This window comes from Stappia sp. TSB10P1A (assembly GCF_900185725.1).
Taxonomy (GTDB): Bacteria; Pseudomonadota; Alphaproteobacteria; order Rhizobiales; family Stappiaceae; genus Stappia.
Genome location: NZ_FYAU01000018.1, coordinates 59961 through 73300, shown reverse-complemented (window position 1 = coordinate 73300; position 13340 = coordinate 59961). Strand labels below are relative to the sequence as shown.

The 13340-nt window shown below is 68.5% G+C and carries 13 protein-coding genes; 4 read left to right on the top strand and 9 right to left on the bottom strand.

The window, feature by feature from the left end; genetic code table 11:
- Positions 1 to 3: 3 nt before the first annotated feature.
- Positions 4 to 456, bottom strand: a complete 453-nt coding sequence (locus tag TSB10P1A_RS06960; protein ID WP_186387188.1) for an NUDIX domain-containing protein — start codon at positions 454 to 456, stop codon at positions 4 to 6.
- Between the two features lie 528 nt (positions 457 to 984).
- Here TSB10P1A_RS06960 and TSB10P1A_RS06955 point away from each other — a divergent pair.
- A complete protein-coding gene (locus TSB10P1A_RS06955; RefSeq protein ID WP_186387187.1) occupies positions 985 to 1896 on the top strand; it encodes a metallophosphoesterase in 912 nt (303 codons plus the stop codon).
- A 72-nt stretch (positions 1897 to 1968) separates the two neighbouring features.
- Here TSB10P1A_RS06955 and TSB10P1A_RS06950 read toward each other — a convergent pair whose 3' ends face one another.
- Positions 1969 to 2586: a hypothetical protein gene (locus TSB10P1A_RS06950; protein WP_186387186.1), complete on the bottom strand. Its 618-nt coding sequence runs from the start codon at positions 2584 to 2586 to the stop codon at positions 1969 to 1971.
- Positions 2587 to 2731: 145 nt separating this feature from the next.
- Here TSB10P1A_RS06950 and TSB10P1A_RS06945 point away from each other — a divergent pair, with 145 nt between their 5' ends.
- Positions 2732 to 3205, top strand: a complete 474-nt coding sequence (locus TSB10P1A_RS06945; protein WP_186387185.1) for a YbaK/EbsC family protein — start codon at positions 2732 to 2734, stop codon at positions 3203 to 3205.
- Positions 3206 to 3212: 7 nt separating this feature from the next.
- Here TSB10P1A_RS06945 and TSB10P1A_RS06940 read toward each other — a convergent pair whose 3' ends face one another.
- A complete protein-coding gene (locus TSB10P1A_RS06940; RefSeq protein WP_186387184.1) occupies positions 3213 to 3848 on the bottom strand; it encodes a GNAT family N-acetyltransferase in 636 nt (211 codons plus the stop codon).
- 136 nt (positions 3849 to 3984) lie between these two features.
- On the opposite strand from TSB10P1A_RS06940, the gene aguA reads away from it, so the two are divergent.
- Entirely contained in the window at positions 3985 to 5094 is a 1110-nt protein-coding gene (gene aguA, locus TSB10P1A_RS06935) for an agmatine deiminase (protein ID WP_186387183.1), read from the top strand.
- A gap of 158 nt (positions 5095 to 5252) precedes the next feature.
- Positions 5253 to 5582: a hypothetical protein gene (locus TSB10P1A_RS06930; protein WP_186387182.1), complete on the top strand. Its 330-nt coding sequence runs from the start codon at positions 5253 to 5255 to the stop codon at positions 5580 to 5582.
- A gap of 86 nt (positions 5583 to 5668) precedes the next feature.
- On the opposite strand, the gene flhA is transcribed toward TSB10P1A_RS06930, so the two are convergent.
- The 6 genes from flhA to fliF all read right to left on the bottom strand — a co-directional run bounded on the left by flhA (position 5669) and on the right by fliF (position 13113).
- The gene (gene flhA / locus TSB10P1A_RS06925; RefSeq protein WP_244293029.1) at positions 5669 to 7747 is read right to left on the bottom strand and encodes a flagellar biosynthesis protein FlhA; all 2079 of its coding nucleotides are present in this window, start codon (positions 7745 to 7747) and stop codon (positions 5669 to 5671) included.
- 191 nt (positions 7748 to 7938) lie between these two features.
- On the bottom strand, positions 7939 to 9312 hold the full coding sequence (locus TSB10P1A_RS06920; protein ID WP_186387180.1) for a sigma-54 dependent transcriptional regulator: 1374 nt from the start codon (positions 9310 to 9312) through the stop codon (positions 7939 to 7941).
- A gap of 17 nt (positions 9313 to 9329) precedes the next feature.
- Positions 9330 to 9629: a flagellar motor switch protein FliN gene (fliN, locus tag TSB10P1A_RS06915; protein WP_244293028.1), complete on the bottom strand. Its 300-nt coding sequence runs from the start codon at positions 9627 to 9629 to the stop codon at positions 9330 to 9332.
- A gap of 44 nt (positions 9630 to 9673) precedes the next feature.
- Positions 9674 to 10393, bottom strand: a complete 720-nt coding sequence (locus TSB10P1A_RS06910) for a FliH/SctL family protein (RefSeq protein ID WP_208987030.1) — start codon at positions 10391 to 10393, stop codon at positions 9674 to 9676.
- Positions 10394 to 10417: 24 nt separating this feature from the next.
- Positions 10418 to 11482: a flagellar motor switch protein FliG gene (gene fliG, locus TSB10P1A_RS06905; RefSeq protein WP_186387177.1), complete on the bottom strand. Its 1065-nt coding sequence runs from the start codon at positions 11480 to 11482 to the stop codon at positions 10418 to 10420.
- The gene (gene fliF, locus TSB10P1A_RS06900; RefSeq protein ID WP_186387176.1) at positions 11479 to 13113 is read right to left on the bottom strand and encodes a flagellar basal-body MS-ring/collar protein FliF; all 1635 of its coding nucleotides are present in this window, start codon (positions 13111 to 13113) and stop codon (positions 11479 to 11481) included. Before fliF ends, fliG begins: the two co-directional genes overlap by 4 nt.
- Between the last annotated feature and the right edge of the window lie 227 nt (positions 13114 to 13340).

Below are 13340 nucleotides of genomic sequence, written 5' to 3'. Positions count from 1 at the left end.
CGCCTACCAGAAGGGTGATGGCGGGCTGTCTCCGGCAAGCTCCGCGATCCGCCTCAGCGTCGCCGGGCTGGTGTCCGGCGGCAGCGCCTGCGGCGCGAAGAACTCCGCCTCGCGGATCTCGCGCGTGGGCGTGAAGGCCGCCTCCGGCACCTCGGCGACGGCGACGCGGTAAAGCGCGACATGGTCGCGGATATGGTTGCGCCGGTTGTGATAGACGGCGAACAGCACCGGCGCGCCGCCGCTCACGCCGGTCTCCTCGCGCAACTCGCGCAGCGCCGCCTCGGCCAGCGTCTCGCCGACATCCACCGCCCCGCCGGGCAGATACCAGCCGGCAAGATAGCTGTGGCGCACCAGCAGCAGCCGGCCTTCGGCGTCGGTTGCCGCGACGCGCACGCCGAGCGTCATCGCCCGCTGATAGCGGGTGGCGGCCAGCACCAGCCGTCTGAGCGCCGTCATGCCCGGCAGGCTTCGCTTCACCTCACCGCCCCTTTCCCATCGCTCCACCCCGCTCCATGGCCGCTCCATGGCCCGCTCCACCGCCGGAATATGGCTAATTTCCCTTAACCCACCATGCGCCTCCCGCATGGGAGCACTGCCCGAATCGCGCTTGTTCGCACGACCGACTTCGACGAGTGTGCCATCGCGGCCGAAGGAGCGGCACCCGGACAAGAGCTCAAGACCCGAGCGCCGGACCCAGCCCGTCTCCAAGCCGCCGTCTCGAAGGAGAGATCCATGTTCTCGGCCCTGTTCCCGGCCTTCGCCCGTCGCCGTTTCGTTTGGCGCCCGGCGGTCGACCTGACCAACCCGCGCATCGCCGCGGTGCTGACCACGTTCAGCAGCAACTGACAGGCCTCCCGGCAGGGCGCGCATCGCGCCGCCGCGGAGCCTTTGTGAGCACCGTCCGCAAGGGACGGATGGAAGCGCCCGGATCCTCCGCGGCGCTTTTTGCTTGACCGCCCGCCCTCCTGTTCCTGATGTGGGCGCATGTTCCGCCTCGCCCATCTCTCCGACCCGCATCTGGGTCCCCTGCCCGATGCCCGGCTTCGCGATCTCGTGTCAAAGCGGGTGCTCGGCTATCTCAACTGGCACCGTTCGCGCGCCCGCTCGATGACGGCGACCTGGCTCGACCTGCTGCTCGACGATGTCCGCCAGCAGGTCCCCGACCACATCGCCGTCACCGGCGACCTCGTCAACATCGCGCTCGACCTGGAGATTTCGGCGGCCCGCCACTGGCTCGACGCGCTCGGCCTGCCGGAAGAGCTGACCGTGGTGCCCGGCAATCACGACGCCTATGTGCCCGGCGCCCTGCGCCGCGCGGTGCATGCCTGGGGTCCCTACATGGTCGGCGACCCGCCGGCCGAGCCCGGCTTTCCCTTCCTCCGCCGCCGCGGCGACATCGCCCTTGTCGGCGCCTCCAGCGCAAGAGCCAGCGGCCCGTGGTTCGCCACCGGCCGGCTCGGCAGCGGCCAGTCCCGCCGCCTGCGCGATCATCTCGGCCGCCTCGGCGAGGAGGGCGTCTTCCGCGTGCTGCTGATCCACCATCCGCCGCAGCGCGGCGCCACCTCGTGGAACAAGCGCCTCACCGATGCCTCGCGCGTGCGCGCCGCCGTCAAGCGCTCCGGCTGCGAACTGGTGCTGCACGGCCACACCCACCTTGCCACCCGCAGCGAGATCGAGGGACCGAACGGCCCCGTGCCGGTGATCGGCGTGCCCTCGGCCTCCAACGCTCCCGGCCACAAGCGCCCGGCGGCCCGCTACAATCTCTTTTCCATCTCGGGAAGCCCCGGCGCCTGGCACTGCCGGATGGAGGAGCGCGGCCTCCACGCCGATGCCCACAGGCACGACCCGGCCGAGATCGTCAGCCTTGCCAGCCACGAACTGAAAATCCCCGGCTGACGCAAGGCCGCGTCCCGGGCACCAGGCACCGGGCACCGGCTTTTCCGCCGGCCTGTCTCTGGTGAAGAAAAGTCAGTTCAGGGGATTGGCGAACCAGGCATAGCCGACCAGCGCCGCGACGCCGACCAGGATGCCGATGGCGAAGGCCGCGAACGGTCCCCACAGGCCGCGCACCGTCGGCACGCTGACCGGCTGGGCGGCCGGCTGCGGCTGCACGGCGGCCTCCGGCTGCGTCGTGCGCGGCGCCTCCTTCAGGCGCTTGTTCAGCCAGTCGCCTTCCACCGCCCGCTCGCGCTCCAGCACCCGCTCGGCGATATATTCGGTGATGCAGTCGGCCATGTCGTCGAGTTCGGTCGTCTCGAGGATGACGGTGCGGCCGAGCCTCGTGTCCTTCAGGAAGCGATAGGTGCGCTTGTCGCGGCCCATGGCTACGTGGCTGGTGATGTCGATCCACAGCCGCGGCAGGTTGCCCGGCACGATCTGGAAGGAGAACTGGTCGTCGTCCTCCGGCACTTCCTTGAAGACGTCCTGCAGCTCCTCGGCGAGGAGTTCCAGACGGGCCCGCTCCGATTCCTGCAACTCCACCACCACATCGGTGCGCTCGACCTCGGCGAACTTGACCTTCCGGATGGCCTCCCGAAGGCTGCGCACCTTGGCGTGCGGTACGACATTGTCACGCGTTCTGGGCATCATGATTCCGATTCGAGCGAGGTAAACGAACCCTTAATAAAACCTGTACCATAGACAGGCATTAACCGCAGCATCGTGGGCAGTCGTTCGCGAGTCGTCCACGGACAAACAACGAGTTATAGTTAACGGAGATTAAGTCTTCTCCATGGCAATCAGCAGTACAGACCGTGTCCGCCAGGCCGCCGCTGAGGCCGGCCTCACCATCGACATCCGCGACATGCCCTCCTCCACCCGCACGGCGGAGGATGCGGCCAAGGCCTGCGGCTGCTCCGTCTCCGAAATCTGCAAGTCCCTCGTCTTCCTCGGCAAATCCAGCGGCGAGATCGTCCTGCTGCTGGTCAGCGGCTCCAACCGGGTCGATGAAGCCGCCGTCGCCCAGCGCATCGGCGAGGAGCTCGGCCGCGCCGACGGGCGCACCGTGCGCGAACGCACCGGCTTTGCCATCGGCGGCGTCGCCCCGATCGGCCATCTGGCGCCGGTCAAGGTCTATCTCGACGAGGATCTTACCCGATTCGAAGGCATCTGGGCGGCTGCGGGCGCACCAAATGCGGTGTTTGCCACAACTGCGTCGGATCTTTTGCGGGCGACCGGCGCCGCCGTCATCCGCATGACGGCCTGATCCGGCCTCACTCGCCCTCGATCACCGGCGCGATCACTGGCACATGGCCTGCCGCCTCGCGCGGCAGCACGCCGGCCAGGCGCGGGTCGTCGGCGATCTCGATCGCCCGCTTGTAGGGCGTGAAGCCGCTCGCCCGGTAGAAGCCGAGCGCCTGCGGGCTGTCGGCGGTGCAGGTATGCACGAAGAGACGCCGCGTCTGCGGCCGCGACCACACCCGCGACAGCGCCTCGTTCATCAGCCAGCGCCCGGCGCCGTTGCCGATCTCCTCCGCCACCAGCCCGAAATAGGCAAGCTCCACCTCGGCCGGATCGGTGAAGTCGAGTTCCAGCAGGCCGACCGGCGCGCTCTCGCGCGCCTTGCGGCAGAAATAGACCTCGTATCCCGGCCGGGTCAGCACCGCGGCGAGATCCTGATCGCCCATCGTCAGCCGGCCGAACCACAGCCAGTCGTCGCCGATCCGGCGGAACAGGGCGCGATATTCGGCCGGGTCGGGCCGCTCGATCCGCTCCAGCGACAGGTCGGGCCGCTCGGCCCGCCGCGCCAGCGGCCGGGCGCGCATTTCCAGATAGGTGACGATGGTCGCGACCTTGCCGGCCGGCAAGTCGGTGTAGCCCGCAAGGTCAACAGTGATCGACGACGACATACTCGCTCCTTGCGCAATGCGATGCGGCACGGCTTGAGGTACCCGCTCCGGCGGCAACGATCAAGCGCCTCGCGTTGGCCTGCGGCGCACCTTGCGATAGGCTCGCCCACGCCCTCGCCCTATCGCAGGACCCGTGATGCCGCAGGCTCCCCTTGCCACCACCCCCGCCGCCACCCCCTCCGCAGAAGGCTTCCGCATGCCCGGCGAGTTCGCGCCCCATTCCGGCTGCTGGATGGCCTGGCCCGAGCGGCCCGACAACTGGCGCGAGGGCGCCGCCCCGGCGCGCCGCGCCTTCGCCGCCGTTGCCGCCGCGATCCATGCCAGCGAGCCGGTCACCGTCACCGTTTCCTCGGCTGAGGGGCGCGCGAGCGCGCAGGCGCTGCTGCCCGCCGGCATCCGCATTCTGGACATTCCCTCCGACGATTGCTGGATGCGCGACATCGGCCCGACCTTCCTGACCGGTCCGGGCGGCGAGGTCCGCGCGGTCGACTGGCGTTTCAACGCCTGGGGCGGCGCGGCGAACGGCCTCTATGCGCCCTGGGACCGGGACGATGCCATGGCCGCGCATGTCGCCGAGGTGGAGGGGGTGCAGCGCTACCGCGCGCCCTTCGTGCTGGAGGGCGGCGCCATCCATGTCGATGGCGAGGGCACCGTCTTCACCACCGCCGAATGCCTGCTGTCGGCGGGCCGCAATCCGCAGATGACCAAGGCAGAGATCGAACAGGGGCTGAAGGACTGGCTCGGCGCGACCGCCGTCGTCTGGCTGCCGCGCGGCGTTCATCTCGACGAGACCGACGGCCATGTCGACAACCTGCTGCATGTCTGCGCGCCCGGCACCGTCGCCCTCACCTGGACGGACGACAGGGGCGATCCGCAATACCAGCGCTCGGCGGAGGCGCTCGACCTGCTTTCCACCTGCGTCGACGCGCGCGGCCGCCGCTTGCGCGTCATTCGCCTGCCGATGCCCGGCCCGCTCAATATGAGCGCGCAGGAGGCCGCCGGCATCGCCGCCGGCGACACCGGCATGGTGCGCAGTGCCGGTGAGCGGCTGGCCGGCAGCTATGCCAATTTCTACATCGCCAACACCCGGGTGGTGTTTCCGCTGCTCGACGAGCGGCACGACGGCGAGGCCGCCGCCCTCCTCGCCGAGCTGTTTCCGGGCCGCGAGATCGTCGGCGTTCCGGGGCGCGAAATCCTGCTCGGCGGCGGCAACATCCATTGCATCACCCAGCAGGTGCCGGCCTGACCCGCCCGCCGGCCGGTTCGCTTGCATTTCGCAACAGGCTGCCGCTGCGGCAGAGCGCGTCGCTAAGGAATTGTTAACCCCCGGCTGGGACACTGGAGAGGTCTTTCGGCACAGCAACTCTGGCTTTGGCCAAGCATCAGGGATCGCACTCCGTCACCATGTCGCTCATCGGCAAGACATCAGGCAGCAGGATCGGCAGCGGCTTCGGCAGCACCAAGAAGCTGTCCGCCTATCAGCAGATGCAGCAATGGAGAACCAAGCAGCGCCAGCGCACCGAGATGCTCGAGCGGCAGAACGCGATCGGTGCCAACCTCTTCGCCGTCGGCGTCAGCGAGACCCAGACCGCGACGGAGATGCTGTTCAACAACGTCGCGGCCCGGGTCAAGAAGGAAGCCAAGGCCAAGCTGGCGGAGCAGGCCGACACCATCGACAAGGCCCTCGGCACCATCGAGGAGCAAAAGGCCAAAGGCGTCGACATCAAGGTCTGAGCGCCGATTCCCCCGACGTTCCCCCGACACTTCGTTTCAAAAAACGCTGTTCGGCGCCCGCGGGGCTCCGGGTGCCCGCCGTATCGTCACACCGTTCCGACCGTCTTCAGCCTCGCGCGGGCATGCACCTCGTTCTGGCTCATCACCGTCGTGTGGGCGCGGAACCGCTCGACGATCGAGCGCACGAAGGGCCGGGTCTGCGGCGAGGTCAGCAGCACCGGCACCTCGCCCAGTTGCGCCGCCTGTTCGAAGGCGTCGCGCACCAGGCGGACGAAGTCCTGCAGCTTCGACGGCGCCATGGCCAGCGAGCGTTCCTCGCCCTCGCCGACGATCGCCTCGATGAAGGCCTGTTCCCACTGCGGCGTCAGCGCGATCAAGGGCAGATAGCCGCCGGGCGACTGGTTGGCGGCGGTGATCTGCCGGGCCAGCCGCGAGCGCACATGCTCGGCGATGGTCGCCGGGTTGCGGGTGAAGCCGGTCGCCTCGGCGATGCCTTCCAGGATCGTGCCGAGGTCGCGGATCGAGATCCGTTCGGCCAGCAGCGCCTGCAGCACCCGCTGGATGCCGGAGACGGTGATCTGCCCCGGCACGATGTCCTCCACCAGCTTCGCCTGCTCGCCGGTGATTTCCTTCAGCAGCTTCTGCACGTCCGCATAGGTCAGCAGTTCGGAGACATTGCCGCGGATCGTCTCGGTCAGGTGCGTTGCCAGCACCGTCGCCGGGTCGACCACCGTATAGCCGCGCAGCGCCGCGTCCTCGCGATACTGCCCCTCGACCCAGGTCGCCGGCAGGCCGAAGGTCGGCTCCGTCGTATGGGTGCCCGGCAGCTTCACCTGGCCGCCGCTCGGGTCCATCACCATGTAGTGGCTCGGGAAGAGCTGGCCGTTGCCCGCCGGCACTTCCTTGACCTTGATGACATAGTCGTTGGCGCCGAGCTGGATGTTGTCGAGGATGCGCACCGGCGGCATCACGAAGCCGAGATCGGCGGCGAGCTGGCGGCGCAGCGCCTTGATCTGCTCGGTGAGCTGGTCGCCCTCCCCGCTCTGGCCGTTGATCAGGGACAGCAGGGCATAGCCCAGTTCGATGCGCAGCTCGTCCATCTTCAGCGAATCCGTCACCGGCGGCTCGCTTGGTGGCGGTGGCTCGGCCGCCGCCACCTCGGCGATGCGCACTTCCTCCGCCGCCACCGTCTGCGACTTGCTGGAGCGATAGGCGAGATAGCCAGCAAGACCGGCAAGGCTCAGGAACGGCAGCATCGGGATGCCCGGCAGCATCGCCAGCGTCACCATCACGAAGGACGACATGCCGAGCGCCTTGGGATAGCCGGAAAGCTGCTGGCCCAGCGCCTTGTCGGCCGAGCCGGCAACACCGGCCTTCGACACCAGCAGGCCGGCCGCCGTGGAGACGATCAGCGCCGGGATCTGCGAGACGAGGCCGTCGCCCACCGTCAGCAGCGTGTAGGACGCGGCTGCCTGCGAGAAGCTGAGGTCCATCTGCGCGACGCCGATGATGATGCCGCCGATGACATTGATGAAGGTGATCAGCAGGCCGGCGATGGCATCGCCCCGCACGAATTTCGAGGCACCGTCCATGGCGCCGAAGAAGGAGCTTTCGTCCTCCAGTTCGCGGCGGCGGCGGCGGGCGGTCGCCTCGTCGATCAGGCCGGCCGACAGATCCGCGTCGATCGCCATCTGCTTGCCCGGCATCGCGTCGAGGGTGAAGCGCGCCGCGACTTCCGCGATACGGCCCGAACCCTTGGTGATGACGACGAAGTTCACGATCACCAGGATCGCGAAGACGATCAGGCCGATGACGAAATTGCCGCCCATGACGAAGTTGCCGAAGGCCTGGATGACCTCGCCGGCGGCATGGGTGCCCTCGTGGCCATTGGCCAGGATCAGGCGGGTGGAGGCAAGGTTCAGCGCCAGCCGCAACATGGTGGCGATCAGCAGCACCGTCGGGAAGGACGAGAATTCCAGCGGCTTCTGGATGAACAGGCCGGTCATCAGGATCAGCACGGAGAAGATGATCGAGATCGCCAGGAACAGGTCGAGCATCATTGCCGGCATCGGCAGGATCAGCACGACCAGGATGATCATGACGCCGAGCGCCAGGGCGATGTCGCCGCGCCGGACCGTATCCCACATCGCCGCCAGCGTCGGCATGCCCGCCGGCAGGCGGAAGCCGCCGCCGCCCGTCACGCCCCCCGCCGCGCCCGAAGCCGCCGCCGAGATCTGGCTCACACCCTGGGAACGACCTGGGGCGCCCTCGCCCCCGCTCACCGTCACATCGCTCATGCCATGCCCTTCATCGCACCCGCCGGCCGGAGCCGGCCGTCACCCGACCCGTTCCGCCCTCAGGCGACGGCGATCCGCGCCTCGCCGGGTCCGGGGACATCGACCCCCTCGTCGGCATACTGGTTCAGCTTGTTGCGCAGGGTGCGGATGGAGATCCCGAGGATCTTCGCCGCATGGGTGCGGTTGCCGAGGCAATGGTCCAGCGTGTCGAGGATCAGTTCGCGCTCCACATCGGCGACGGTGCGTCCGACCAGGGCCCGGCTGATCGCCTCGGCGGTGGCCGCCACATCGGCGGCGAGCCGCGCATCGGGGCTGGCGACGCGGGCGATCGGGCTGCCATCCGGCATGCGGATGGCGTCGACGTCGATCTCCTCGCCCATCGCCAGCAGCACCGCCCGGTGCATGGTGTTCTCCAGCTCGCGCACATTGCCCGGCCATGGGTTGGCGAGCAGCATGCGCCGCGCCTCCTCCGAGATCTGCCGGCGCGGCACGCCGTTCTCGCGGGCGTAGCGCTCGACGAAATGCGAGGCCAGCTCGATGATGTCCGTCGGCCGCTCGCGCAGCGGCGGCAGCTTCAGGTTGACGACGTTGAGCCGGTAGAGCAGGTCCTCGCGGAACGTGCCGGCGCGCACCGCCTCGGCAAGGTCGCGGTTGGAGGTGGCGATGATGCGGATGTCGACGGGCACCGGCTTGCCGCCGCCGACCCGGTCGATCACCCGCTCCTGGATCGCGCGCAGGAGCTTGGCCTGCAGCCGCACGTCCATCTCGGAGATCTCGTCGAGCAGCAGCGTGCCGCCATTGGCCTCCTCGAACTTGCCGATCCGCCGGGCGATGGCGCCGGTGAAGGCGCCCTTCTCGTGGCCGAACAGCTCCGATTCCAGCAGTTGCTCGGGGATCGCCGCGCAGTTGATCGAGATGAACGGGCGGTTGGCGCGGGCCGAGCGGGCATGCACGTAGCGGGAGATCACCTCCTTGCCCGAGCCGCTCTCGCCGGTCACCAGCACCGAGGCGTCGGACGGGGCGATCTGCTCGGCCAGCCGCACCACGGTGGCCATCGCCGGGTCGCGATAGATGATGCTCGACTGGTCGCGCGCCACCGCCGCCAGCACGGCGGCGATCATCTCCGGGTCCGGCGGCAGCGGGATATATTCCTTGGCGCCGGCGCGGATCGCCCCGACCGCCGCGCTCGCGTCGGTCTTGACGCCGCAGGCGACCACCGGCAGGTGGAAGCGTTCGCCCTCCAGCCGCTCGATCAGGTCGGCAATGTCGAGGCCGACATCGGCCATCACGAGATCGGCGCCGCGCCCGGCGCGCAGCACCTTCAGCATCTCCTCGATCGTCGCCGCATGGGTGACCGAGGCGCCGCGGTCCATGGCAATCTTCGAGGCGGTGATCAACTGGCCTTCGAGCGTGCCGACGATCAACAGTCGCATGGGTCTTCTCCTTCCGATCAGCGATCGGACTTGATGATTTCCGTCATGGTCACGCCGAGCTTGTCCTCGACGAGGACGACTTCGCCGCGCGCCACCAGCCGGTCATTGACATAGATGTCGATCGCCTCGCCGACCTTGCGGTCGAGCTTCAGCACCGTTCCCGGCGCCAGCCGCAGCAGTTCCGACACATGCATGCGAGAATGGCCGAGCACGGCCGAGATCTGCACCGGCACGTCGAACACGGCTTCGAGGTCCGCGGCGCTGCGCGCCTGCGAATGGTCGCGCTCGACCTCGCGATGGGGTTCCTGCGCCTCCATGTCGGCGAGCTGGAAGCCGGTTTCCTGCATCTCGTTGGGATCGCTCATCCGTCATTCCGCCCCTCGGCGGCCTCCTGGTTGAGGGCCGCTCTGTGCCCCTTGCCGGCGCGCCGGCCCTCGAAATAGCGCTTGGCGGCCTGGTCGACCTGCCGCTCGATCGCCTTGCGGTCGCGCACGATGCCGCCATCCGCCCATTCGATGCGGCAGTCGCCGGCGGCGATGTCCGGCTCGCCGAGCAGCACCAGCCGCCCGTCGAAGCCCTTTTCCGCGACCAGCGGATCGAGCCGCCGCTTCAACTCGGCCATGTCGCCGTCGCGCACCCGGATCACCAGATGCGGCGCCCGCCGCAGCGGCCCGAGGCATTCCGAGATCAGCGCGATGATCTCGCCGAGCGGCTCGCGGGCGATCAGATGGGCGCAGATCCTGCGCGCCACCAGGAAGGCCAGCGCCACCGCGTCCTTCTCGTGCCGGGCCTGCTCGACGTCGAGCTGGCCGATCAGCGCCGAGACCGATTCGGCCAGCCGTCCCGCCTCGTCGGCAAGGCGGCCTTCCTCGCTCTGCTGCTGCTCGCCCAGCGCCTCGGCGCGCCCGCGCTGGAACGCCGCCTGCTCGGCGATCGCCAGCAGCGCCTTGTGCTCCGACAGCGTGATCGTCGGCTCGGCCGGCTCGACGATCTCCTCCACCTCTTCCTCGTCGGGAAGCTCGATGGCCGCGAAATTGCGGTCGAAGAGGAAGCGGTGAACCTTCATGTGCGTGCTCGCCATCCTTGTCGTCATCGTTCAGGCCGCTCAGTAGATGATCTCGTCGTCGCCCTTGCTCTTGGAGAGCATCAGCTCTCCCTTCGCGGCGAGATCCTTGGCGGTGGCGACCATGCCGGACTGCGCCTCGTCGACGTCGCGCAGGCGGATCGGCCCCAGCGCCTCCATGTCGTCCTGCATGATCTTCGCCGCGCGCGAGGACATGTTGGAGAAGAAGAACTCGCGCACCGCCTCCGACGCGCCCTTGAGCGCGATGGCGAGGCGATCCTTCTCGACGTTGCGCAGCAGCGTCTGGCAGCTTCCCGCGTCCAGCTTCATCAGGTCGTCGAAGGTGAACATCAGCGTCTTGATGCGCTCGGCCGAGTCGCGGTTCTCCTCCTCGAGCGCGGCCAGGAAGCGGGCCTCGGTCTGGCGGTCGAAATTGTTGAAGATCTCCGCCATCATCTCGTGGCTGTCGCGCCGCGAGGTGTTGGTCAGGTTCGACATGAACTCGACCCGCAGCGTCTGCTCGACCTTCTCCAGAACCTCCTTCTGGATCGCCTCCATCTTCAGCATGCGCGAGATCACCTCCAGCGCCAGCTCCTCCGGCAGGATGCCGAGGACCTTGGCGGCATGGTCGGGCTCGATCTTCGACAGCACCACGGCGACGGTCTGCGGGTATTCGTTCTTCAGGTAGTTGGCGAGCACGTTCTCCTGCACGTTGGAGAGCTTCTCCCACATGTTGCGGCCCGCCGGCCCGCGGATCTCCTCCATGATCAGCGACACGCGCTCGCGCGGCAGGAAGCTCGACAGCAGCCGCTCGGTCACGTCGACATTGCCGTTCAGCGCGCCGTTGCTGGAGATCTTGCGCACGAAGTCGATGAACAGCTCGTCGAGCATGTTCGGCGTCACCGGTCCGAGCCGCGACATCGCCGCGGAGACCTCGCGCACCTCCATCTCGTCGAGCTGTTCCCAGATGCGCCGGCCGTGCCGTTCGCCGAGGGCCAGCAGCAGCACGGCGACGCGCTCGACCCCCTTCAGCTCGCGCTCCTTGCCGGTCGCGCTGATGGTCAGATGTGTGCCCTGGGCGGACTGGATGCTGCCTGCGATGCTCATGCTGCCTCATTCATCCAGCCGCGGATGATCCCGACTGCCTCGTTCGGATATTCGTCGATCAGCGCGCCGACCTTGGCGATGGTGGCGACCTGCATCGCGCCTTGCGCCTGCGCCGCCTCCAGCCATTCGATGCGCGGCGGGCCGTCGCTCTCGCCCTCGCCGAGGCCGGACTGGCCGGAATGGTCGGCGAGCATCGCCGGCTCCAGCGGCTGGCCGTCGGCGCCCAGCAGCACCGGCATCGCCTCTTCTTCCTTGGCCAGGATCCGCTTGACCAGCGGGCGCACCGCGAACAGCGTCAGCAGCAGGGCGATCAGGAACAGCACGCCGAGTTCGACGAAGCGCATCAGGTCGGCGCGGGTGAACTCGAACAGGCCCTTCTCCTCCTCGCCGATGATCCCGTGCGGCGACTGGGCGAAGCGCAGGTTGACCACCTCGACGGTGTCGCCGCGGCGGGTGTCGAAGCCGACCGCCGACTGCACCAGGGTGCGGATCCGTGCCAGCTCCTCCTCCGTGCGCGGCGCATAGACCATGTCGCCGCCGGCGTCGGGGGCATAGACGCCGTCGACCAGCACCGCGACGGAGAGCCGGCGGATGCCGCCCGCCTCGATCACCTCGGTCTTCACCGACTTGGAGATCTCGTAGTTGACGATCTCCTCGGACTGGTTGGCGATGTCGCGGTTGCCGGCCTCGCCGGTCTGCTGGTCGCCGCCGGGCACCTGGTTGGCGGCGGTGACGCCGCCCTGGCGCCCGGTCGTCGAGGAGTTCTCCTCGCGCGACTGGGTCGAGCGCACCACTTGGCCGTCCGGATCGAAGGTCTCCTGGGTCTCGGAAATCCGCGTGTGGTCGAGTTCCAGCGCCACCCGCACCCGCGAGCGGCCAACACCGACCACCGAGTTGAGGATTTCCTCGATCTGGCTGCGCAGCCGCGCTTCCATCGACTGGGTGCGCTCCTGCAGCGAGGAGGCGAGGAACCCCTCGCCCTGGTCGCCGGCGCCGCTGGCCAGCAAGCGGCCGGTCTCGTCGACGATGGAGACGAAATTCGGCTGCAGCCCCTCGACGGCGGTTGCCACCAGGTGCTGGATCGCGCGGATCTGTCCGGGGTCCAGCTCGCCGCGCACCGACAGGGCGATGGAGGCCGAGGGCGGCTGCGCGTCGCGCTGGAACAGGCGCCGCTCCGGGATCACCAGATGGACGCGGGCCGACTTGATCCGGCCGATGGAACGGATGGTGCGGGCCAGCTCGCCCTCGAGCGCCCGCGTCCGGTTGATGTTCTGGACGAAGCTGGTCGAGCCCAGCGTGTCGGCCTTGTCGAAGATCTCGTAGCCGACCGAGCCGCCGAGCGGCAGGCCCTGTTCGGCCAGCCGCATGCGGGTGCGGAACACGTCGGCCTGCGGCACCAGCAGCGTCGCGCCGTCGTTCTGGATCTGGTAGGGGATCGCCAGGCTGTCGAGCTGGGAGATGATCGCCGAGGAATCCTCGAAGGTCAGGTCCGTATAGAGCGGCGTCATCTGCGGCGCGGTCACCCGCAGCATGATGAAGGCGAACACGCCCACCAGGATCGCCGCCACCGCGCCCATCGCGCCAAGCCTGGCCGGGCCGAGTGTCTTCACAAGATCCGCAAGTCCGTTCACGTGCCCACCCGTCGATGCTGTCGCGGAAAACCTCTGAAAAGACCGGGCCACCCAGGGCGGCTCCTTGGGGATGAGGGGGATGGAAAAGCCTCCCCGGATGGCCGGTAGGCAATTTTTGCCCGCCAGATGGTAAACGAGTGGTTAACGCGCGTTAGGAAAGGGTAAAAGTCGCGGACTTTCCGCTGCTTATCGTGGCGAAATGCGATAGGAGACCGGCAAAATCGACC